This is a genomic window from Arcicella aquatica, assembly GCF_034928825.1.
Classification (GTDB): Bacteria; Bacteroidota; Bacteroidia; order Cytophagales; family Spirosomataceae; genus Arcicella; species Arcicella aquatica.
The window spans coordinates 1-23,293 of the sequence record NZ_JAYFUL010000060.1 but is presented as its reverse complement, the minus strand read 5'-3'; the positions used below and the strand labels follow the sequence as shown (position 1 = coordinate 23,293).

At 34.7% G+C, this 23,293-nt stretch carries 24 protein-coding genes and 1 pseudogene; 10 read left to right on the top strand and 15 right to left on the bottom strand.

Annotation, left to right across the window (positions count from 1 at the left end):
• Window positions 1-122: 122 nt before the first annotated feature.
• From VB264_RS22585 to VB264_RS22570, 4 genes are all read right to left on the bottom strand, one after another.
• Complete coding sequence (locus tag VB264_RS22585; RefSeq protein WP_323253265.1) at window positions 123-1,151, bottom strand: LacI family DNA-binding transcriptional regulator; 1,029 nt, start codon at window positions 1,149-1,151, stop codon at window positions 123-125.
• Window positions 1,152-1,159: 8 nt separating this feature from the next.
• Window positions 1,160-1,510 (bottom strand): dihydroneopterin aldolase, encoded by a 351-nt coding sequence (folB, locus tag VB264_RS22580; RefSeq protein WP_309916389.1) that lies wholly within the window; start codon window positions 1,508-1,510, stop codon window positions 1,160-1,162.
• A gap of 53 nt (window positions 1,511-1,563) precedes the next feature.
• Window positions 1,564-2,484 (bottom strand): DivIVA domain-containing protein, encoded by a 921-nt coding sequence (locus tag VB264_RS22575; RefSeq protein WP_323253262.1) that lies wholly within the window; start codon window positions 2,482-2,484, stop codon window positions 1,564-1,566.
• A gap of 71 nt (window positions 2,485-2,555) precedes the next feature.
• On the bottom strand, window positions 2,556-3,458 hold the full coding sequence (locus VB264_RS22570; RefSeq protein ID WP_323253260.1) for a WD40 repeat domain-containing protein: 903 nt from the start codon (window positions 3,456-3,458) through the stop codon (window positions 2,556-2,558).
• Window positions 3,459-3,583: 125 nt separating this feature from the next.
• Between VB264_RS22570 and VB264_RS22565 the strand changes: the two genes are divergently transcribed.
• Window positions 3,584-4,219: a 4'-phosphopantetheinyl transferase family protein gene (locus VB264_RS22565; RefSeq protein ID WP_323253258.1), complete on the top strand. Its 636-nt coding sequence runs from the start codon at window positions 3,584-3,586 to the stop codon at window positions 4,217-4,219.
• Between the two features lie 55 nt (window positions 4,220-4,274).
• Here the strand turns inward: VB264_RS22565 and VB264_RS22560 are convergent, their stop codons facing one another.
• Window positions 4,275-5,111, bottom strand: a complete 837-nt coding sequence (locus VB264_RS22560; RefSeq protein WP_323253256.1) for a transglutaminase-like domain-containing protein — start codon at window positions 5,109-5,111, stop codon at window positions 4,275-4,277.
• A 241-nt stretch (window positions 5,112-5,352) separates the two neighbouring features.
• Between VB264_RS22560 and galE the strand changes: the two genes are divergently transcribed.
• The 3 genes from galE (at window position 5,353) to rfbA (ending at window position 8,413) form a co-directional block, all read left to right on the top strand.
• Window positions 5,353-6,369, top strand: coding sequence for a UDP-glucose 4-epimerase GalE (gene galE, locus VB264_RS22555; RefSeq protein ID WP_323253254.1), 1,017 nt, complete (start codon window positions 5,353-5,355; stop codon window positions 6,367-6,369).
• A gap of 36 nt (window positions 6,370-6,405) precedes the next feature.
• The gene (rfbB, locus tag VB264_RS22550; protein WP_323253252.1) at window positions 6,406-7,461 is read left to right on the top strand and encodes a dTDP-glucose 4,6-dehydratase; all 1,056 of its coding nucleotides are present in this window, start codon (window positions 6,406-6,408) and stop codon (window positions 7,459-7,461) included.
• An 88-nt stretch (window positions 7,462-7,549) separates the two neighbouring features.
• Entirely contained in the window at window positions 7,550-8,413 is an 864-nt protein-coding gene (rfbA, locus tag VB264_RS22545) for a glucose-1-phosphate thymidylyltransferase RfbA (protein ID WP_323253250.1), read from the top strand.
• Between the two features lie 239 nt (window positions 8,414-8,652).
• Here rfbA and VB264_RS22540 read toward each other — a convergent pair whose 3' ends face one another.
• The gene (locus VB264_RS22540) at window positions 8,653-9,465 is read right to left on the bottom strand and encodes an aldo/keto reductase (protein ID WP_323253248.1); all 813 of its coding nucleotides are present in this window, start codon (window positions 9,463-9,465) and stop codon (window positions 8,653-8,655) included.
• Between the two features lie 3 nt (window positions 9,466-9,468).
• Entirely contained in the window at window positions 9,469-10,455 is a 987-nt protein-coding gene (locus VB264_RS22535) for a phytanoyl-CoA dioxygenase family protein (protein WP_323253246.1), read from the bottom strand.
• 135 nt (window positions 10,456-10,590) lie between these two features.
• On the opposite strand from VB264_RS22535, the gene VB264_RS22530 reads away from it, so the two are divergent.
• A complete protein-coding gene (locus tag VB264_RS22530; RefSeq protein ID WP_323253244.1) occupies window positions 10,591-11,448 on the top strand; it encodes a helix-turn-helix domain-containing protein in 858 nt (285 codons plus the stop codon).
• Here VB264_RS22530 and chrA read toward each other — a convergent pair.
• The 6 genes from chrA to VB264_RS22500 all read right to left on the bottom strand — a co-directional run bounded on the left by chrA (window position 11,445) and on the right by VB264_RS22500 (window position 15,955).
• Window positions 11,445-12,611 (bottom strand): chromate efflux transporter, encoded by a 1,167-nt coding sequence (gene chrA / locus VB264_RS22525; protein WP_323253242.1) that lies wholly within the window; start codon window positions 12,609-12,611, stop codon window positions 11,445-11,447. The genes VB264_RS22530 and chrA overlap by 4 nt on opposite strands.
• Window positions 12,612-12,704: 93 nt before the next feature.
• Window positions 12,705-13,682, bottom strand: coding sequence for an isopenicillin N synthase family dioxygenase (locus VB264_RS22520; protein ID WP_323253240.1), 978 nt, complete (start codon window positions 13,680-13,682; stop codon window positions 12,705-12,707).
• 120 nt (window positions 13,683-13,802) lie between these two features.
• Entirely contained in the window at window positions 13,803-14,552 is a 750-nt protein-coding gene (locus tag VB264_RS22515) for a superoxide dismutase (RefSeq protein WP_323253238.1), read from the bottom strand.
• Between the two features lie 58 nt (window positions 14,553-14,610).
• Window positions 14,611-14,961, bottom strand: a complete 351-nt coding sequence (locus tag VB264_RS22510) for a hypothetical protein (RefSeq protein ID WP_323253236.1) — start codon at window positions 14,959-14,961, stop codon at window positions 14,611-14,613.
• Between the two features lie 37 nt (window positions 14,962-14,998).
• Window positions 14,999-15,616, bottom strand: coding sequence for a recombination mediator RecR (gene recR, locus VB264_RS22505; protein WP_323253234.1), 618 nt, complete (start codon window positions 15,614-15,616; stop codon window positions 14,999-15,001).
• A 57-nt stretch (window positions 15,617-15,673) separates the two neighbouring features.
• Window positions 15,674-15,955, bottom strand: coding sequence for an ATP-dependent Clp protease adaptor ClpS (locus tag VB264_RS22500; protein ID WP_309916344.1), 282 nt, complete (start codon window positions 15,953-15,955; stop codon window positions 15,674-15,676).
• 87 nt (window positions 15,956-16,042) lie between these two features.
• On the opposite strand from VB264_RS22500, the gene VB264_RS22495 reads away from it, so the two are divergent.
• Window positions 16,043-17,488: a sodium:solute symporter gene (locus VB264_RS22495; RefSeq protein WP_323253278.1), complete on the top strand. Its 1,446-nt coding sequence runs from the start codon at window positions 16,043-16,045 to the stop codon at window positions 17,486-17,488.
• A gap of 288 nt (window positions 17,489-17,776) precedes the next feature.
• Here the strand turns inward: VB264_RS22495 and VB264_RS22490 are convergent, their stop codons facing one another.
• Window positions 17,777-18,607: a septal ring lytic transglycosylase RlpA family protein gene (locus VB264_RS22490; protein ID WP_323253232.1), complete on the bottom strand. Its 831-nt coding sequence runs from the start codon at window positions 18,605-18,607 to the stop codon at window positions 17,777-17,779.
• Between the two features lie 266 nt (window positions 18,608-18,873).
• Between VB264_RS22490 and VB264_RS22485 the strand changes: the two genes are divergently transcribed.
• From VB264_RS22485 to VB264_RS22470, 4 genes are all read left to right on the top strand, one after another.
• The gene (locus tag VB264_RS22485; RefSeq protein WP_323253230.1) at window positions 18,874-20,838 is read left to right on the top strand and encodes an alpha-1,4-glucan--maltose-1-phosphate maltosyltransferase; all 1,965 of its coding nucleotides are present in this window, start codon (window positions 18,874-18,876) and stop codon (window positions 20,836-20,838) included.
• 220 nt (window positions 20,839-21,058) lie between these two features.
• Window positions 21,059-21,499: a DinB family protein gene (locus VB264_RS22480; protein ID WP_323253228.1), complete on the top strand. Its 441-nt coding sequence runs from the start codon at window positions 21,059-21,061 to the stop codon at window positions 21,497-21,499.
• Between the two features lie 147 nt (window positions 21,500-21,646).
• Entirely contained in the window at window positions 21,647-22,183 is a 537-nt protein-coding gene (gene pyrR / locus VB264_RS22475; RefSeq protein ID WP_323253226.1) for a bifunctional pyr operon transcriptional regulator/uracil phosphoribosyltransferase PyrR, read from the top strand.
• Between the two features lies 1 nt (window position 22,184).
• Complete coding sequence (locus VB264_RS22470; protein WP_323253224.1) at window positions 22,185-23,111, top strand: aspartate carbamoyltransferase catalytic subunit; 927 nt, start codon at window positions 22,185-22,187, stop codon at window positions 23,109-23,111.
• Between the two features lie 87 nt (window positions 23,112-23,198).
• On the opposite strand, the pseudogene VB264_RS22465 reads toward VB264_RS22470, so the two are convergent.
• Window positions 23,199-23,293 (bottom strand): annotated as a pseudogene (locus VB264_RS22465) (IS1 family transposase); the annotation flags it as partial.

Genomic DNA, 23,293 nt, shown 5'->3' with positions numbered 1-23,293 from the left:
ACTCGCTCCGCTCAAACAGTAGGAATTCGGTGTTCATCAATCATAAAAAAGCGGTCTAAATTTATTTTTAGACCGCTTTTTTATGATTTTGAAATTCGGGATGACTCATGTTTAGTTAGTTCTTAATTCCTTTTCAATCGCTGAGATGATTCTCTTACAACTAATTGAGTTTTTAGAATTTGAATATCTGGCTTGAAAGTTCCTAACCTATCTTCTATTTGATCAATGAGCAATGCTGTAGCATTTTTCCCAATATCCCAAGTAGGCTGTGCAACGCTTGACAATGTAGGAGTTATTACAGTACAAATGGGTTCATCATTAAAACTTACTACAGCTACTTCTTCAGGAATTTTTATATTTAGTGCCTTTAATACAGAAATTGCTCCTACTGCTAGTCGGTCACTTACTACGATAAATCCATCTGGTCTATTTTCAAGATTCATTAAATGATGAGTCACTTCTATTGCCTTTGACAAAGCATATTCGCCATGTACGATTAAAGAAGTATCAATCTGAAACCCATGATCTTTTAAAGCATTTCCGTACCCTTCCAATCGCTGATTACTTACGGTAACACTCTGTGGTCCAGCTAAAAAGGCTATTCTTTCGCAACCATTATCAATTAAATGCTTAGTGGCTTCGTAGGCAGCACCAACATTATCTACCATTACTTTTGATACATCTAGCTCTTGTGCATCTCTATCAAAGAATACTAAAGGAATTCCTTTTCTTTGAAGTCGCTTTAGGTGATCTAAATCAACAGTTTCTTGTGAAAGAGAAATGATAAAACCCTCTACTTGTCCCCTTGATAAATTTTGGACGTTTATCAATTCTCGTTCATACAACTCACTAGTCTGAGTAAGTAATAAACTATAACCACGAGCAATGGCCTCGGCTTCGATTCCTTTTATGACAGATGCAAAAAAATGATAGGCTAAATCTGGCACAATTACCCCAATGGTCTTTGTCCTACTTTTCACCAAACTAGTGGCTAAAATATTAGGCTGATAGTCCCATTCCTTAGCAAGCTGTAGAACAGCCTGTCGTGTTTCTGGTTTTATTTCAGGCATATCACGCAAAGCACGAGAAATTGTTGCCACAGAAACATTCAGATGGCGAGCTAAATCTTTAATCGTTACTTGATGTGCCATAATTTATTTTATCCTTTCAGCGTTACTTTTGCTCTTGTACAAACACCACCAATAGGAGGATTAAACTTCGATACTGAAACTTCAATTAATTCTATAGTGGGATAACGATTACGAACACTTTTAATGATTAGCTGGGCTATATGCTCTAGTAATTTTGCTTTTATCTTCATTACACCAGAAATTATTTCATATACATCGCCATAATTTACAGTGTCACTAAGTTTATCATTTTCTGCTGCCTCCGAAAAATCAGTCGTAATAGCAATATCTATTTGATAACGATTTCCAATTTTTTGTTCTTCTGCATAAAAACCATGATATGCAAAAAACTCTATGCCTTCAAGGGCAATTATTCCCATTGTGTTTTTTATTTCTGAATACTAATGAAAGTATCTTTTAAACATTTTATTACCTATAAATCATCAAAAAAAGAGCCTCCCCCATTTGAAATACCACTTGCATTATCTTTACCAAACTCCTCCATGACTGACGACACTGTAGGCAGTCCATCATCCTTACCAAGCTTTTTAGGTTTAACTTTTATCGTCTTCATTTCTTTAACCAATTCGTCAGCTTTAGCATTAAAAACAGTGCTATCTTTTTTATCTAATATTTTGCTTACTTCTGGCAATTCTTCGTTTTCATCATCAAAATCATTGGCAGGTTCAAAAACAATATTTGTGTTATTCTCAGACGTTTCTTCAGTTGGAAACAAAGGCGTTTCTTTTATAGGAGTAGTTATTGCTACCTTTACAACAGGTTCAGGTAAAATTGCCACTGTTACATTTTCTATTTTCTGAAAGTTAGTCCTTGAACTTAGGTTATCTTCAAATTTCGCAACTTTCTCTAAAGTATCATTAGCAAACTGTTTTAGTTCTTCAACCAATGACTCTTTATACTTTTCCATTGTCTTGAAGTCGCGCTCATAATTTTTCAAATCATTTACAGCTTCTTCAACCAAAAACTTTGCTTTATTCTCTGCATCTGAAATAATCATTTTAGCACTTTTACGAGCTTCATTCAAAATTTCTTCTACCTCAATCTTAGCATTTTCTTTTAATTGATCTATCTCCGCTTGAGCTTTCAAGCTTATTTTGTCTTGGGCTTCCTCAGCAGCTTTTAATGTTTTGAAGAGACTACTTTCAATCTCCTGCATTCGGATAATTTCGCGCTCAGCTACTTCAAGTTTTTGTTTTGATTGGCGCATATCTTCACCTACACGTTCCCATTCTTGAGAAAGTGAAAGTAAAAAGGCCTCTACCGATTCAGTATCAAAACCTCTAAAGCTTCTATCAAAAGTATGTTTTCTTATTTCAAGGGGAGTAATTCTCATTTTCTTAGATTGTTTAAGTAGGTTAAAACAAGGTAACCTCTAAATATATGTTTTAACACAAAATTCCTGTCTTAGTTTGTCAGGCTCCAAACAGATATTTTTTTATCATCGGATGCTGAAACTAATTGTTGTTCGTAGGTACTCCAAAAAAGTTTATTGACCGATGTCCCATGCCCTGCGTGTCTGGCTTTATCAATTACTTTCAACAACTTAAATGTTTTAGCATCCCAAATTTTAATAGATTTATCCATGCTACACGTTGCAAATAAATCTCCGCTGGGATGATAAGTAATATGGTTTATTGCAAAAAGATGAGCTACAATACTCTGTTTCAATTGATATTTTTCTGTAACATCCCAGACTTTCAAATGGGCATCTCTGCCTGTGGTAAGCAAATACTTTTTGTCTGGTGAATAACAAACGGAAAATATTGAATTTGTATGTTCATCAATCACTAATTTCAATGAAAAATCCTGCAAATCAAAGATTTTTACAGAAAAATCACTGTATCCTACCGCAAATTCTTTTGTCAATTCATTAATTGCAATACTTCTTACGCTTTTGTCAGATGCTTTTAAATGTCTTTTTACGCTAAAAGTTTCAACATCCATGACAACAATGATTCCATCAGAAAGCCCTATTAGAGCGATATTTTCATGAATTTTAATATCAAAGATAGAAGCAGATGTAATTTTCAAAGATTTAATTTCTTGTTTCGACACAACATCTATTAAATGGATTCCATCAAAGTTTTGCCCAACCCATAGCTGATTCCTTTGCTTATCTAAGCAAATAGCATAAACCGAAGCAGGCACTTGAGCGATTAGCTCTCCTAAGTCTGGCGTTTTTAAATTCCATTTAACGATAAGCCCATCTCCTCCAGCCGAAAAAAACTGAGAAGAATCATTACTACCTTCAAGTGCATAAACACAGTCACGATGACCAGAAAATGTATCTATTTTATCAACTTGCATAAGTAGGGATTAAAATTTTAAATCTTTATTTAAGCAAAAATAGTTTATTTTGTGCCTAATGACAACAATCAAAGATGGATAGAGGCTATTTAGGCTTGTATTGCTTTGAATTACAGGATAGTTAAATGGCAATAATTTTTTGTAAAGAAATTTCTAAAAAAAGTATTTTGACTCTTTGGAAAATTGAGGAGTCACCTTCATTTTATTTAGAGTACCTAGAAATAAAAGAAAACGATTTAATAGATATCTCTGATGTAACCCACCCTGCGAAACAGTTAGAGTGGCTTGCTAGCAGAACTTGTGCGAAATATACTTTGTCTTTGTTCGGAATTACGTATGAAGGCATCGCTAAGGACTCATACAAAAACCCTTATTTGATTAATAATCATGCCGCATATATTTCATTATCACATACAAATGAATATGCTGCTGTAATCATCAGTTTAGATGAAGAGGTAGGTATTGATATTGAAAAAGTATCTGATAAATTAAGTAGGGTTTCGCATAAATTCCTTCGAGCATCCGAACTTAATCATGCTGGCGAAGATTTGCTGAAACTTTGCATTTATTGGTGTGCTAAGGAAAGTTTATATAAATGGTATGGCAAAAAAAACCTGTCACTTAAAGATAATATTTATATTGAACCTTTTGAAGATAAGCCTAGCAAATTGACAGGTGAAATATTTATTGAAGGAAAACTAAAAACAGAACATGAACTTTTAGTAATTTATTTTGATGATTATGTCCTGACAGTAACATAACTGAGTTATTTTCGTATTACCTACAGCTTTAGGATGTAGGTAATACGAAAATAATTTACTTCATCATCTCTTTAAGCGCCTTTTCTATTTCTTGTACTTTGTCATCATCCCCTACTTTCTCAAAAGCTAACGTCAAGTTTCTTAATACTCTTCTGATAATATCTAAGTTGCTACAAGGTTGATAAAAAATATCATTGGAAGCTATGTTTAGCTGTGAGATATAATTATCAATATCTACTTTACTAAACACCAACCCCCTATTGAATACATTAATATAAAACTGCATTTGTTCTGACTTATAAGTAAGAATAAACAAGTTAGGGAGATTTACCCCCCAAATAGGCAATTTCAATTTTCGAGCTACCAATAAATAAATTACACACAACGAAATAGGATTGCCCTTTTTATTTTCCATCACCACATTTAGCATGGAGTTGGAAGCTGAATGAAAATGTTTGGTATTGGCTCCAAATTTCATTTTCCCGAAAATCACAGAGTTTAACGTTTTGATTTGATCCATCGGGTGCATATTATTCCTAAACTCCATCCAAACATCATAATATATTTGCTCGAATTCTTGTTGCAGCTTTTCAATGGATAATTCAGGATATTGATAAGTAGCAATAGCCCACATTCCTTCTAGTAAATCTTCAGCGCCGTTTTCCTTCCAAGTAACCAACCTTGAAAAAAAAGCTTCATACTGTAAATCATGAATAAGGTCTTCAATTTTTTTCTGTGTTAATGGACTCAAAGAAGATTCTTCCCAACGATCTTCCAAAAATGGAATTACGGTACCTCCTAATGACCTAATCTTATTTTCTACAAGGTTCAACACCTCATTATCATCGTCTTCTAATAAGGATACTAAAGCCTTAATTTCTGATTGCTTCATATTGTCACGTTTAATTCACCTAAAAATAACATTTCTTATTCAAAAGTACAAATTTGATTCTAAGGTTCTTTTTTCTTGTTAATTCTTATTGAAAAAGCAATTGTATATTTTTTGTTTTAGTAAGGGTTTATGCTAAATTTGTTTTTTTGCAACCTCATAATTATTATTCTTCACGCTCAATATTTAAGTATGATAATAATAATTTGACTTAACTCTTCCTTTTTCTGGATTCACTTAAAATATGAAAATTTTAGTAACAGGTGGCGCAGGCTTTATCGGGTCTCACACAGTCGTTGAACTCCACAACGCAGGTTTTGAAACAGTATTAGTTGACAACTTTTCTAATTCTGAAAAAGAAGCTATCACAGGTATAGAAACAATTATTGGCAAACCTGTTACTTTTTATGAAGGTGATATTGGTCAAGCTGCTACTTGGGATAAGTTATTTTCTGAACAAAAAATTGATGGAATCATTCACTTTGCTGCCTTTAAAGCTGTTGGCGAATCTGTAGCAAAACCTTTGAAATATTATAGCAATAATATTTCAGCTACGGTGTTGATGCTTGAGAAAATGGAAGAATATGGCGTTAATAACTTAGTATTTTCGTCTTCTTGTACGGTTTATGGTCAGCCAGATACTTTACCCGTAACTGAAAGCTCGGCTGTTCAACCTGCTGCTTCTCCTTATGGAAATACCAAACAAGTATGTGAAGAAATTATCCGCGATACCGTAACTAGCTCTGCAGGCTTTCATGCTATTTCGTTAAGATATTTCAATCCTATTGGTGCGCATGATTCTGTCCTTATTGGAGAATTACCATTGGGCGTACCCGCTAACCTTGTTCCATTTTTAACACAAAGCGTAGCAGGTTTAAGAGGGCCATTAGCTGTTTTTGGTGACGACTATCCTACTGCCGATGGTACAGCCGTACGTGATTATATTCACGTAGTTGACCTTGCCAAAGCACACGTATCAGCCTTGAACCTTTTATTGAAACAACCTGAAGGACAATATTACGATTTCTTTAATATCGGTACTGGAACGGGTAGTTCTGTATTGGATGTAATTAATGCATTCGAAGCGGCTACGGGTTTAAAGGTAGATTATAGTATCAAACCTAGACGCGAGGGAGATGTAGTAGCAGTATATGCAGATTGTACAAAATCTAATGAAATTTTAGGTTGGAAAACTGAAAAAACATTAACTGATGCTTTAGGCGATGCTTGGAATTGGCAGAAAAAGTTAATTGGAAAATAACGGTAAATCAACGACTACCAACGAAAATATTTGTTTATGAAAAAAACGCTTTTAATAACAGGTGGAGCAGGGTTTATTGGTTCTCATGTGGTTCGGTTATTTGTTAATAACTATGCTGATTATACCATTGTCAACCTTGACAAATTGACTTATGCTGGCAACCTTGAGAATTTGAAAGATATAGAAGACAAGCCTAATTATATCTTTGAAAAAGGGGACATTGTTGATGCAGACTTTATCAATCAACTATTTGACAAATATCAATTTGATGGAGTAATTCACCTAGCGGCAGAATCACATGTTGATAGGTCAATTGCTGAACCAATGGCCTTTGTAATGACCAATGTGGTGGGTACTTGCAACTTATTGAATGCTGCTAAAAACGCTTGGAAAGAAGGTGGATATGAAGGAAAACGCTTTTATCACGTTTCTACGGATGAAGTGTATGGAGAGTTACATAACCCAGAAGACTTCTTTACAGAAACCACTCCTTACGACCCACGTTCTCCTTATTCAGCTTCAAAGGCTTCTTCAGACCACTTTGTAAGAGCTTATGGTAATACCTATAAATTGCCAGTAGTAATTACCAATTGCTCAAACAATTATGGACCAAACCATTTCCCTGAAAAATTATTACCATTGATGATTAACAACATCTTGCACAATAAACCATTGCCAGTTTATGGAAAAGGTGAAAATGTAAGAGACTGGTTGTTTGTGGTAGACCATGCAAGAGCTATCGATACCGTGTTCCATAACGGGGTATTAGGTGAAACCTATAATATTGGTGGTTTTAACGAATGGAAGAATATCGACATCGTAAAGTTGGTTTGCAAAACCATGGATAGTAAACTAGGCAGAGAAGAGGGTACTTCTGAAAAATTGATTACTTATGTAACCGACCGTGCAGGTCATGATTTAAGATATGCCATCGATGCTACCAAAATCATGAATGAATTAGGATGGAAACCTTCCTTACAATTTGAAGAAGGACTTGAGAAAACGGTATCATGGTTTTTAAGCAATCAAGAATGGCTGGATAATGTTACTTCTGGTAATTACCAAGATTATTATAAAAAAATGTACTCTTAAATGGTTTTAAGCGATAGGCTATAAGCAACAAGCATTTAATGCCATTGCTTAAAGCCTATCGCCTACAGCCTAAAGCTATAAGAAAGATATGAAAGGAATTATTCTGGCAGGCGGTTCTGGTACACGTTTGCACCCTCTTACCCTAGCCGTTAGTAAACAGTTAATGCCTGTTTACGACAAACCGATGATTTATTACCCGCTTTCTATTTTGATGTTGGCGGGCATCAAAGAAATATTGATTATTTCTACTCCCCATGATTTACCTCATTTCAAGAAATTGTTAGGAGATGGCTCACAGATAGGTTGTAGATTTGAATATGCTGAACAACCACTTCCTAATGGATTAGCACAGGCTTTTGTAATTGGAGAAGAGTTTATTGGGAATGACAAAGTAGCCTTGGTATTGGGGGATAATATTTTCTATGGTAGTGGTTTGAGTAAGTTATTACAAGCCAACAATGACCCAGATGGAGGAGTAGTATATGCCTATCAGGTGCATGACCCAGAGAGATATGGGGTAGTAGAGTTTGATGATGATTTCAATGTGCTTTCGATTGAAGAGAAGCCTGCGGCACCAAAATCAAACTATGCAGTACCGGGTTTGTATTTCTATGACAATTCAGTGGTAGAGATTGCCAAGAACATAGCTCCTTCGCCAAGAGGGGAATATGAGATTACGGATGTCAACAAAGAATACTTGAAGCAAGGGAAGTTGAAAGTGGGAGTGTTGAACAGAGGGACGGCTTGGCTGGATACAGGAACATTTGTATCATTGATGCAAGCAGGACAATTTGTTCAAGTGATTGAAGAGCGACAAGGATTAAAGGTAGGTTGTATTGAAGAGGTAGCCTACAGAATGGGATTCATTGATGAGGTGCAACTCAAGAAAATAGCTGAACCGCTGGTAAAAAGTGGGTATGGAAAATATCTGCTTGGGTTACTGAAAAAATAAATATAAGTCATTACCAATTTTAAAGTCATAAAAAGCGGTCAAAAAACTAATTTTGACCGCTTTTTAATGATTGATGAACAACGAATTCCTACTGTTTGAGCGGAGCGAGTTTAGGAATTCTTGATTTTCTTTTGTTACTTTTCTTTTATCAAGGATAAGAAAAGTAAGGACTAGACGATAATACATTCAAAACCCCAAAAACTTATTATTCTAAAGAAAGATTCTGGACAACTCCTGTTTTATAGCAATTCCAAAGGATCTTCTACTACCCTTAGGTTTTCATTAAAACCATCAATCTTTTTCATATCTTCCTCAGATATTTCAAAATCAAAAATCTGAAAGTTTTCTTGTAATCGGATAGGACTAGATGATTTTGGAATTGTTGAAATATTATGCTGAATAGCCCATCTTAAAATAATTTGGGCGGGAGTCTTATAATATTTTTCACTCAAAGTGATTAATCGCTCATCATTAAAACGCTGACCTCTTACTAAAGAAGCTTGTAACTGTATACCCTCTTCTCTACAACGCTCCATTAAAGGTTGCTGGAATAAATAGGGACTAAACTCTACTTGATTAATGGCTGGTACTATTGTATTATAAGTATCTAGCTCGTCTAAAAATGGTAATAAATAATTAGCAACACCTATTGCCCTCACTTGCTTTGTGTTATACAAATGCTCAAGTGCCTTCCATGTATCTTTTCTGGTTGCTTTAATTGGCCAGTGAATAAGGTATAAATCTATGTAATCACAATCCAATCGCTTCATACTTTCTTCAAAAGCTTGTAGGGTTTTGTCATATCCTTGGCTAACATTATCAACTTTAGTTGTCAAAAAAATCTCATTTCTATCTACACCACTTTGCCTAATTCCTTTACCAATTTCTACTTCATTTTCATACATTGCGGCAGTATCAATTAGCCTATACCCTATTTTTAAGGCGGTGCTTACAGTTTGTATCGCTTCTTGGTTATACATATCATATACGCCAAGTCCCAACAATGGCATTTGCACACCATTATTGAGTTCAGTATAAATTTGTTTATGCATAACTTACCATTTTGTTAACCCTAATATTTTTTCTCCTAAATCGTTTAATTCAGCTACTGGATATTTTGTTTGTTCCCAGTTTCTTGGGTCACCGGGAAAAGCATAGCCTTCTGGAGCTACCCTATTTTTCCATGAATTAATTCTCCATTGTCTTAAAGCTTCGTTATCTTCTTCAGCGGGCATCATTGAAATATACTGCGCAATACGTACTTTATCTTCACTTTTGTTCGGTCGAATACCATGCGGTTGGCTACTATTAAAAATCAGCAAGTCGCCAGCTTCTAATTTTACTTTTACAAATTTATCCTCAAAAGCAGATGTATCAGGCTGAAAATGATTTCTATCTGCTGGCTGTGTCAACTTCCAAGTATCATACGTTCTAAATAATTCGGGAATACATTGAAATCCTCCCATGTTTTCATCGGTTTGGTCGGCTAATGCCAACACACCTTGAACATTCTGAGGCTTAGTCTCAGGGTCATAGTCCCAATGAATAAAACCTTTATATTGGAAATCGGGACGTAATGGAAAATTCAAGTTAGCGCGGTCTATCGTTACCCACAATTTTTCTGTTCCCCAAATATCAGCAAAGGCATCGTGTACTCTTTGGCTTTGTCTGTTGTTCCACAAATGTTGGTTATTATACACCTCTACCATGCCCGTACCCGTTAATTCTTTCATTTTCATTTCAGCTCTTGGAGGGGTGTACCAAGTACTGGCATCATTAGGATTCTTTTCTTCAAATTCCCAAATAAATTCGGCCGTTCTTAAAGCCTGTTCTCTTGATACTGCATTTTTAATGATGACATATCCATTAGTTATCCAAAAATTCCAATCATCTTCCGTTAATACCTTTAGCGCTTTCCCATCTTTAATACTGGTTCTTAGTTTTATTTGGCTGCTTGTAGCAGTAGATGGATTTCCTGGAATATCCAGATGAGCCATATTAGGCATCATAGTGGGCGTCATGGCCATAGTTTGATTTTCCATAATTTGTATAAATAATTATTGTTTTTTTTATACAAATTTGTAGTCTTTTAAATTGCATTTCTACATCAATTTTTTCCTAAATTTGAACTATATTGATATTATATAATATACTTACAGATACTAATTATCAAAATAATGAAAATAGAATTTGAAAAGATTATTCCATCGCATGAAAACAGTTCTTTTCAGTGGAATATTAATCCAAAATTGAATAATTTTTTCTATTGGCATTTTCACCCAGAATATGAATTGGTTTTTATCGAAATTCATGAACAAGAAGGTACACGCCATGTAGGCGAACATATAGCCAGGTATGAAGAAAGTGATTTGACGTTTATTGGGTCTAATATCCCTCATCTCAATTTCGACTATGGCTTACAAACTGAATACGAGAAAGTAGTATTATACGTAAAAGAAGGTTTTCTGAAAGATACGCTTCAAGATACACCCGAGTTAAAGGGCGTATATGAACTTTTTGAGCTTTCAAAACATGGCATAACGTTTGGAAAAAACATTAAGGACGTCGTAGGGAAAAAACTTAAGCATTTACACGAACTATCTTCTTTTGAACAATTTGTAGAAGTGTTGACATTATTTAAAATGTTAGCAGATAGTAATGATTACACGTTGTTACATGAAAAACCGTATGATAATCAACATAATAAAAGGGAACAAGAAAGGCTAAAAAAGATTTATAGTTTTATTGACGAACACTATCATCACAAAATTGAAATTGATGAAGTAGCAAGTTTGACTAATTTAAGCAAAGCTCCTTTTTGTAGGTATTTCAAAAAAATGACAAAACTTACTTTTACTGAGTTCTTGAATCATTACAGGGTTAATCAAGCCAAACATTTATTATTAATTGATAAAAACGTTACGGAGACCTGCTTTGAATGTGGCTTTGAAAGCCTTTCGTACTTTAATAGAATATTCAAAAAAATAACTGGTGAGAATCCATTGTCGTTCAAGAAGAGGCATCTTTCTAATTAAAAAATGAAACCTAGTATTAATCCTCCTAAAAAAATAAGGAAGCTTGGCACTTTCGTAAATTGAAGAATCAGTAAGGTACCGATGACTGTAACAAGACCTACCACATCTACTTGTTTCACCATAGGTACAATAAAGGTAATGGCTGCTGCCAATGTCAATCCGATTGATGCAGCATTTATACCATCTAATGAGGCCCTAATTCCACGGTATTGCTTTAGTTGTCCCCAAATTCGATACACAAAAAATATTAAGAACGTACCCGGCAAAAAAATACCTGCTGCTCCGACGGCACTGCCCAATAGTTGTTCCCACCATGTTCCGTCTTTCATTACTAATGTTCCTAAATAGGATGTCAACGCAAATACAGGACCAGGCAATGCTTGCGAAAGTGCCATACCTGTTAAAAAATCATCTGCCCTAACCAATTCTTTAAATTCAACAAATTCTGTATAGAGGATTGGAGCAAGCACTTGACCTCCGCCAAATACTAGACTTCCGTTACGATAAAAATTTTCAAATAAACGTATAGGCTCATAGTCCGTAAAATGACCAAGACCAGCTAAGAACAACAGAAAAAGCCAAAACAAATTAAAGTTAGCCCAAGGAATAACCATTTTATGTTTTGTTTGATGGGGATAATCTTTGTAATTAAAAGCGGTAAATGTCCCTCCGATAATTAAAGAAATCGGACAAACCCACGGAGATTGGAAATAAAATGCAAAACCTGAAGCTACCACCATTAAAATTACGCCAGAGGCATTTTTAATAACTTTATTCCCCAATACAAATCCTGCATGAATAATAAAAGCTACCCCTATTGGCTGAATGAATCTGATAATTTCCCTATTCCTTAGATAAGTCATCCCGAAAGCTGCGACCGTCATGATGGTTACGGCTGGGGTAATCCAAACTAGTAAGGTAAGATAAGCTAAATTGGGTCCACCAATTTTATAACCTAAAGCTGTAATCGTTTGCGTTGAAGTGGGTCCGGGTAGGAAACCGCATAACGCTTGGAGTTCTAAGAGTTCGGCTTCGGTAAGATAATTTCTTTTCTTCACAAAGCGATCAATAAACATCGCCAAATGTACTTGAGGACCTCCAAATGAAGTACATGCAAGAATCAGAACATCTTGTAGAAAGAGGAGTCTTCTGATTTTTTTCATTTGGATAAATTATAAAGCTATATGTGGAATTGAATAATAAAAAATAATCCATGAGATACAAAAATCTCATGGATACAAAAATAAGTATAATATTTACTTCTTTAAACCTAACTCAATAAGTCTCTCATTCAAAAACTCTCCTGCCGTCATATTAACATACATTTTTGGATGAGCAGCATCCACACACGATTCCAAGCAGGTTAAATCCATTTCAGAACGTGGGTGCATAAAAAAAGGAATTGAGAAACGAGAAGTACCTAGTTTTTCTTTCGGAGGATTTACCACACGATGAATCGTAGATTTTAATTTATGGTTTGTTAATCTATCTAACATATCCCCTACGTTCACTACCACATAATCAGGTAAAGACGTAATAGGAATCCAAACGCCGTCAGCTCTTAATACCTCAAGCCCCTCCGCTGAGGCACCCATCAATAAAGTAATTAAATTAATATCTCCATGCGCCGCCGCTCTAACAGCTCCTTCTGGCAATTCTTCTGGATTTAAAATAGGGAAATAATGGATGGCTCTTAAAATAGAATTTCCATGTTTTACTTTGCTTTCAAAATAATCCTCTGGCAATTCTAAATACAATGCAATGGCTTTCAATAATGTTTTGCCTGCATTTTCTAAAGTTTTATACGTATGAAGTGTGTATTGTTCGAAATCGGGTTGCTCGCTAGGAAAAACATTATCAGGGTATTCTTCCCAAATAGGGTCTCCATCATCAACTTTGGGCTGACCTACGTGATAAAACTCTTTTAAATCCGGTACTTTAAAACCCTTGGCTGTTTCTTTCCCCTTGCTAATATAACCTCTTTGACCAGCAATACCCTCAATGGTATATTGCATTTTTAGTTCATCTGGCGAGAAAAAAAACTTTTGAACACTATCATAAAGTTTTTCAGTATCATCTTTTGTTAAACCATGATTTTTAATGGCGACAAAACCTATATTATTAAAAGCAGCCCCTAAATCTTGTACAAATTTTTCTTTACGAGCAGTATCGCCAGAAAGAAAATCCGCTAAATCAAGAGATGGGATTGTATCTAGAAGTGTTTCAGAAGTCATATTAGTAAATGTTATTTATCAAATTCTATCTTATTGGTTAAATTGATAAACCTATATATTCAAGCTTTATGGATAATGGTTCTGCATAATTAACCAATCCTATATGCAGAACCATCAAAATTATTTTTTCAAGTTTTCAAAATTCTTTGAAACAGCATCCCAATTTACAACATTCCAGAATGCAGTGATATAATCAGCACGTTTGTTTTGGTATTTAAGGTAATAAGCGTGTTCCCAAACATCTAATGCTAAAATTGGTGAACCTTTCTTTTCAGCCACATCCATCAAAGGGTTATCTTGATTAGGCGTTGAAGTAATCACTAATTTCTTATCTTGAACAATTAACCAAGCCCAACCTGAACCAAAGCGAGTAGTTCCAGCTTTAGCAAATTCTTCTTTGAATTTATCAAATGAGCCAAAAGTCTTATTGATTTCGTCTAGCAATTCACCTTTGGGAGAACCTCCAGCTTTAGGCGACATTACATTCCAGAAAAAAGTATGGTTCCAATGTCCACCTGCATTATTTCTGATAGCCGCTGGTGCTTTGCCAGCTTCTTTCAATAAATCCCACAAAGATAATTTTTCGTAAGGAGTACCTGCCACAGCTTTATTCAAATTATCAACATACGCTTTATGATGGCGATCATGGTGAATCTCCATCGTCAACTTATCAATACTTGGCTCTAAACTATCAGGTGCATAAGGCAACGCTGCTAAAGAGAAAGGCGCTGATTCAAGCATTACTTCTTCTAATGTCAATTTAGGCAATTTGTCATTATAGCTTCTTCTTAATGAAAAACTGAATGAATTTAAGCTAGACAATGCAAAAGCCGAAGCCAATGTTGTCTTTAAAAAACTTTTACGGTTCATAGGAGATTTTGTTTGGAATAAAAATGAAATTTACTTATCCTTATTAATAATTTTAACATTATTGATGAGGAGCTATTTGCTTCGATTGTTTATCACTAATAATGATTAAATGTTGATGTTCGTTATTTGATGGTTGTATTATCGTCATATTAGCCATTTGGGCTAAATCAGGCTTTACAATAATCAAATTATCAATATTTTCAGCAGTTTTTTTCATGTCTGGTATTCCTACAAAATGCTTGGGAAGGGGTTTTGAAAGGCTATTCTTTTTCTGGTAGTTCCCTAAATATTCTTTCATCATTGGTGATAACGCTGATGAGTCTTTTCCGATGCCTAAAATGCTAAGGCGTTGGCTTTTCCCAACCAATGGAAGGGAAATTAAAAGAATAATAAATGTAAGCTTTTTCATAAGTAACAGGTTTTAAAAAGTATTATTATTAAGTTATCTACTCATATACAATTCTGCTTACTATACTTCTTCCTAATGTTATCTCATCAGCATATTCCAAATCTCCACCAATAGGTATGCCTCTAGCAATGGTTGTAATTTTAACATTCAAAGGTTTTAACCTCTTTGTAAGATAAAACGCTGTTGTATCCCCTTCCATTGTGGGACTCAAGCCTAAAATAATTTCTTTTATAGCCGAATCTCCTGATTGTTTCTCCGTAATACGGCTTAATAAAGATTCAATATTCAAATCTGCGGGGCCTACTCCTTCAAGTGGTGAAATAATTCCTCCAAGTACATGATAAAGCCCACGAAATTGAGAAGTGTTTTCAATCGCCAATACATCTCTGGTATCCTCCACTACACACACTACAGACTCATCTCTTTTAGGGTTTGTACAAATTCCACAAAGAATGTCATCAGAAATATTATGACATTGTCTACAGTACTGTGTCTTAGTTCTCATAGCTGTGAGGGCTTCCGACAAACTAAGTGTTTGCTTCTCATCTCGTTTTAATAGATGTAAAGCCATTCTCAAAGCTGTCTTTTTCCCTATGCCAGGCAATTTTGAGATTTCTTCAACAGCATTTTCTATGAGCTTAGATGGATAATTCAAGAGTATTAGAAATGTTGATTTTGGAGTAATTAATAATTATTGTAAAATACTAAAAGGTTATTGAACCTCCGCTGCTATTCCTCTTCGACAAATATCATTTCTCATCGGAGCTAGTTCTTCAAAAGTACCTTTCTTTACAGCACATTTTCCTTTGAAGTGAATCAACAATGTACATTGTTCAGCTTGTTCCGCCGAATGTCCACATACATCAATTAGCGTTTCAATAACAAAATCGAATGTATTTACTTCATCATTAAACACGATAAGATCGTATTGATCTACCCCAATAACTTCTTCTAATACATCAACTTCTTCTTCGAATTGTTCAAATGGTCGCATTTGTAAAAATATTTATCTTTTAAAATGATAGCAAATTTAACAAAAAATATCAAATTTGGTGTTCACAATACTGAATACCCAAAATTTATGACTACAGGAATTGCCTTCGGAATTTTAGCCGTTTACTTTCTAATGCTTATTGTCGTAGCACATTACACTTCTAAGGGTGCTGATACTAATACTTTCTTTACCGCAAATAAACAATCTCCATGGTGGTTAGTAGCTTTTGGTATGATTGGAACATCAATATCAGGTGTAACGTTCATTTCTGTTCCCGGTGATGTAGGAAAAGTCTCTCTTTCTTATTATCAGATTATATTAGGCAATTTAGTGGGTTATTTTGTAATAGCAACGGTTTTACTCCCTTTATATTATCGGTTGAATTTAATTTCTATTTATACGTATTTGGATAAACGACTAGGGAAGGTCTCTTATAAAACAGGCTCTTCTTTCTTTTTACTAGCCCGTACTTTGGGTTCAGCCGCTCGTTTGTTTTTAGCAGTACAGGTATTGCAACTAGCCATCTTTGACGCTTGGAATATTCCCTTCTGGATTTCAGCTTTGGTGACTATCGCCCTTATTTGGGTTTATACATACCGTGGGGGTGTAAAGACCATCATTGTAACAGATACTCTTCAAACTTTCTTTCTTCTTACAGCACTTGTCTTAACAATATTTTTGATTGCGAATAAATTAGATTTAGGGTTTGGAGAGTTAGTCTCAACTATTCAGCAAAGTAAATATTCTAAAATGTTCTTTTTCGATGATTTTGCCTACAAACATCATTTTAGTAAAGATTTTATTGCAGGAATATTCATTGCTATTGTAATGACTGGTCTTGACCAAGACTTGATGCAAAAGAATTTGACGTGTAAAAACATTGGGGAAGCACAGAAAAATATGTTTTGGTTTTGCTGTACCTTCGCCGTTACTACCTTAATGTTTGTTTGCTTAGGTGCTCTGCTTTATATCTACGCAGATAAAATTGGCTTTCAAATTCCAGAAAGAACCGACTTACTATATCCAAAATTAGCATTAGGGGGTGAATTTGGCATTTTAGCTGCCATTACTTTTCTATTAGGCATTACTGCGGCTACTTATGCTAGTTCAGATTCTGCACTAACTGCTCTTACTACTGCTTTCTGTATTGATTTCATGCACATTGAAAAATATGAAGAGAAACAGCGAAATAATATCAAACATTATACTCACCTTGGGTTCTCTGCGCTTTTCTTTATTATTATTCTAATTTTTAATGCTGTCAGTAGCCAGTCTATCATCTCTACAGTATTCAATATTGCTAGTTATACCTACGGACCGTTGTTAGGTCTCTTTTCTTTCGGACTTTTTACTAAAATCCCAGTTAAAGATAAACTTGTTCCTTTCGTATGTATAATAGCACCTATCCTAACGTATGTGATTGATGCTAATTCTAAAGAATGGTTGAATGGCTATCAATTCGGATTCGAAAAGTTATTAGTAAATGGAGCAATTACTTTTATAGGTTTATTGCTTATTAAAAATAAAGCATAATGATGCTGATGATTGATTCTACAGAAACATGAGTCTCCCGAATTTTCTCATAAATCAGTAAATTTTAAAATATTTCAAAGATTTGTGGATTTATACTCGACCTTACTTTTTGTCTTGATACAAAAAGTAACAAAAAAATCAAGAATTCCTAAACTCGCTTCGCTCAAACAGTAGGAATTCGGGAAAAATTAATCACAAAAAAACGGTCAAAATTAGTTTTTGACCGCTTTTTTGTGATTTTAAAATTCGGGATGAATCATTTTTCTGTAGGTATTATTGCTAGTGTAATTACAAATTAAAATGCGAACGCACTACTCCTGTATAACCATGTTGAGAAAGCCAGATGGTTTTATCATTGGCAGACTCTTTAGAAGCAAATTCACCAAATAGTAAACGATAGAGTTTGCCTGATTCTTTTTGAGTTACTTGAATAAAAATTTCATCTTTATAAATACCCATTTTTAACAACTCATCATACAAATCGTGAAGAGACCCTAAATTGACTACAGCCGTAACTTGTACCGCAAAACCTTTAGGAAATTTTTCTATACCATTTATATCATACGTTCTTTCTGGTGAAAAGACCTCAGTAGTAGTAGATACTGAATTAACATAGATGTTATTATCATAACTCTTGCCACTATCTTTAGAGAAAACCTCTCGTCTATCTGGCACTATACTATCTGCTATTTTTTCAGAAACCCTCTTATGAGTATTTAACGATGATGACATATTAGGAGAAATAACTTCTATCCTTACTCTAGCTTTTCCACTAGCCATCATGCCTAACCTAGATGCTGCCTCTCTAGAAAGATTAATGATTCTTCCCTCCTCCTCACATTTACAATAATCATTAATTCTAACTTCAACAGTAAGATTGTTTTCTAGATTAATTACTTTAACAATTGTATTCAAAGGATACCTCGAATGTGATGCTGTAAGCTGGGTGTCGTCATATTTTTCACCAAAAGAAGTATATTTACCCTGCAAATGGGCAGCATAGTAACGAGCGATACCTTCCTCGGCAAAGCCTTTAGTGGGAATTTGTTCGATTCGGTAGGCGAAAGAGGATGTTCCTACCAACAAAAATAGGGTTGAGTAAGCGATGATCTTTTTCACAGCGTTTATAATTTATAAATTTAAGGCTTATAATGTACTACTTTTTATATTGTCACAAATAAATACAACATTTTCACTGTATAATAAAAATATTGTATCGACATTTATTACAAACTGGCAATCATGTGAAATTAATTACTTTTTACTATAATTACATAAATTTAATCAATTTACCTGTTATTTTTTAGTCTAATTTTAGAATATTGTACTACTACTTATTTTTAAATGCTTAGTAGTTAACTTTTTAACCATTTTGATATACAAATATGATTTCCAAAACAATTCAAGGACAACAAAGAGTAATTATTGAAAATATTAGTCCTCAACTTGATGCAGGACGCTATGCTATCAAAGCTTTTGAGGGTGATACAATCAAGGTGGAGGCTGATATTTTCTTGGATGGACATGACCAACTGGCGGCAAAACTACTTTATAAGTTTTCGACTGATGAGGATTGGATAGAAACAAATATGAATTTTGTTAACAATGACCACTTCGAAGCTTCTTTTCAGGTTTCTAAAAACGGTTTTTATACGTATACTATTCAAGCTTGGGTTGATAATGCGGCCACATGGCACCATGAAATAGATATGAAAATCAAGGATGGCCAGCATGTAAATATTGAATTATTAGTTGGGGCAAATATCATTGAAAAGATGATGAAGATTGCGTCAAAAGAAGATAAAGTTGAACTAAAGGCTATCGCAAATCTTTTTAAAGATTCAAATACCTATAACGAAGCCATTGCTTTTATCTACAACCATAAATTGCACGAATGGATAGAACAATATCCAGACAGACAACACGCTACTATTCATAGACACCTGAAAGTTTGGGTAGATAGAGAAAAAGCGGCATTTTCTGCATGGTATTCAATGTTCCCAAGGTCGGCATCTGTTAAGAAAGGACAGCATGGCACCTTTAAAGATGTTGAAGAGAACGTACTTCCTCGTTTAAAATCTTTGGGTTTTGATGTTTTATACATTCCCCCTATTCACCCTATTGGGAAACAATTCAGAAAAGGGAAAAACAACAGTACTACTTGTCACGAAGGTGAACCGGGGGTTCCTTATGGAATTGGATCTGAATTGGGTGGACATACATCTATTCTTCCTGAGTTAGGAACACTAGACGACCTTAAACATTTAATTGGTGCTTGTAAAGAAATGGGTATTGAATTAGCGATGGATTTAGCTATTCAATGTTCCCCAGACCACCCTTGGGCGAAAGAGCATCCTGAATGGTTTAAAATCCGTCCTGATGGCACCATCCAATATGCAGAAAACCCTCCTAAGAAATACCAAGATATTTATCCAATCAATTTTGAAACCGAAAACTGGAAAGAACTTTGGGAAGAATTGAAATCAATCATCATGACTTGGGCAGATTGGGGTGTAAGGATTCTTCGTATCGACAACCCGCATACTAAGCCTTTTGCCTTTTGGGAATGGATAATCGCCGAGGTACAGGCGGTACATCCAGATATGATTTTCTTGGCAGAAGCGTTTACTAAACCAAAGGTGATGGCTGAATTGGCAAAGTTAGGCTATACGCAATCTTATACTTATTATACATGGCGAAACTCAAAAGCTGAATTAATTGGTTATATGAACGAATTGACCCAGACGGAGCAAAAACAATATATGCGTCCTAACTTCTGGACAAATACGCATGATATCCTTCCTTGGATTTTGCAAAGTGGTCTTGAACCCCTGTTTATTATTCGTTATTTCATGGCGGCTACGCTTTCTTCAAATTATGGCATTTTCGGTCCTGTATTTGAGTATATGATTAGCGAAGCAAATCCTAATAAAGAAGAATATAAGAATTCTGAAAAATACGAAATAAAGCATTGGAATTGGGAAATGGAGAATAAGCTCACGTATATTATTCGCCAAACTAATCATGCTCGAATAGAGAATTCTGCCTTACAAAGAACCAATAATATTACCTTCTGTGATATTCAAAATGACCAAATATTGGCATATTTGAAAACACATTCAAATGGCAACAGAATTTTATGTATTGTAAACCTAGATGGCCACAACCGTCAAGGTGGAACTGTTAGAATTCCCTTGCATTTGATTCAGAAATATCCAGATCAGGAATATATCGTCCATGATTTAATCACTGGTGCTAAGTATGTTTGGCGTGGCGAATACAATTATATTGATTTAGACCCACACGTTATGCCAATGCATTTGTTTAGAATTGAAGATCTTTATTATTGAAGCTGTTTAAACTTTCCCTTTCGGGTTAAACTAAGTCTTTTAGAATAGCTTGTTCCAAAATTTACTCAACGTAGCTATGCTATGCTTCCCAAATTTTGAAAAAATCAATTCTAAAATACAATACTTTCACCTTAGAAACAGAAAGTTTAAACAGCTTCATTAACAAACAGTAGTCCTTTTCTTAACTTGATTAAGAAAAGGACTATTAAATTATACATCCATGACAGAAGACTTATTAAAATTATTTCAAAGAGATTTGAAAGTACTTTACAGAGAAATAGAGCAATATCCACACGAAAGCCTCCTGTGGGAAAAAGTTGATGGAATCAATAATGCTGGAGGAAACTTGGCTTTACATTTAATCGGGAATCTAAAAACTTATATTGGCAAAAATTTGGGCAATATAGCCTATGTTAGAAATCGCGAAGCCGAATTTTCTGCTAAAAATGTTCCTCGTTCAGAGATATTGGAAGCCATTAATGAAACTTTTGATATTATAACTGCTACTCTTTCAAAATTATCATCCCAACAATTAACAGCCCTATATCCTGAAAATGTTTTAGGATATGAAATGACTACCCAGTACTTTCTAATTCATTTACACGGGCATCTTACTTATCATCTAGGACAAATAAATTACCTTAGAAGGTTTTTATCATAGTATTTCAATGCTCACATTCAAGCAAATAGCAATTAAAAAGGTAAACAGCATAAAAAATTCTGCTCTCATCCTTCAGCTATTCATAAAGCATACTTATCTTTGTACCATGATTACTTTTCATCGAGGTTAAGTAATCTCAAAAACTCAATGCAACACAAACTTATCCTATCCAGTCCTCTACTAGGCATTACTATTAGCCGTCTCTGTCAAGAATTGATAGAGAATCACCAGAATTTTTCAAATTCTGTGATTATAGGTTTACAACCAAGGGGTATTTTTTTTGCCAAGCGAATTCATCAAGAATTAGAATCAATTACAGGTGTTAAAATTCCAATAGGTTATTTGGATGCTACTTTTTATCGTGATGACTATCGTCGTCGTGAATTAGTAAAAGCCAACGCTACCAAAATTCCTTTTATTATTGAAAATCAGAATGTTATACTCGTTGATGATGTATTAGCAACAGGAAGAATGGTAAGAGCAGCCTTGGATGCAATGACAGCTTTTGGACGCCCCAAAAAAGTGGAATTATGCGTCTTGATTGATAGAATTTATAACCGCGATTTACCAATAAATCCTGATTATGTTGGTAAAAAAGTAAATACGCTTGCCACAGAAAAGGTATTGGTAGAATGGAAAGAACAAGGGCACGAAGCCGATAACATTTGGTTAATTACAAAATAGTATGCAAAAACTAAGTACTCGACATCTTTTGGGGATTAAGGATTTAACACCCGACGACATAGAACTCATTATGGCAACTGCCAAAGAGTTCAAAGAAGTAATTAATCGCCCCATCAAAAAAGTTCCCTCCCTCCGTGATGTAACAATTGCTAACGTTTTTTTTGAAAATTCTACCCGAACAAGGCTTTCCTTTGAATTGGCTGAAAAACGTTTATCCGCAGATACAATCAATTTCTCAGCTTCTGGAAGTTCAGTAAAAAAAGGAGAAACACTTCTTGATACTGTCAACAATATTTTGGCCATGAAAGTGGATATGATTGTGATGCGTCATGCTAGCCCCGGAGCCCCTCATTTCCTTTCAAAACACATTGCTGCCAATATTGTCAATGCTGGTGACGGTACGCACGAACACCCAACACAAGCTTTACTTGATTCTTTTTCAATGCGTGAAAAATTAGGGGGTGATTTGGTAGGAAAGAAAATAGCGATTATTGGAGATATTCTGCATTCAAGAGTAGCACTCTCTAATATTTTTGCACTTCGTAAGCAAGGTGCTGAAGTAACGCTTTGTGGTCCTTCTACCTTAATTCCTCGTTATGTAAACGAATTAGGGGTAAAAGTTTCGCATAATGTCAAAGAAACCCTCGCTTGGTGCGATGTAGCCAATGTCTTGAGAATCCAGTTAGAAAGACAACAAATCAAGTATTTTCCTACACTGAGGGAATACTCTTTATACTTCGGTATTAATAAAAAAATGTTGGATGAATTGAATAAAGAAATCATAGTGATGCATCCTGGCCCAATTAACCGTGGCGTAGAGCTAACATCAGATGCTGCTGATTCTCATCATTCAATTATTCTAGACCAAGTTGAAAACGGCGTTGCCGTTAGAATGGCTGTACTTTATCTATTAGCAGGCCAAAACTAATACCTTCTTTTACTCATAACATTATTATTAATAATGTTATGAGTAGTCTTTCCCATCTTCTTATTGGTAGTCCTAAAAATGTAATGTTTATCTTTCAAGATTATAATTACAAATAAAGTATTTTATTGCACCAATATGATTGTCGAGGGACTTTGAGAAACTTAAAGCTTTTCTGACTAATC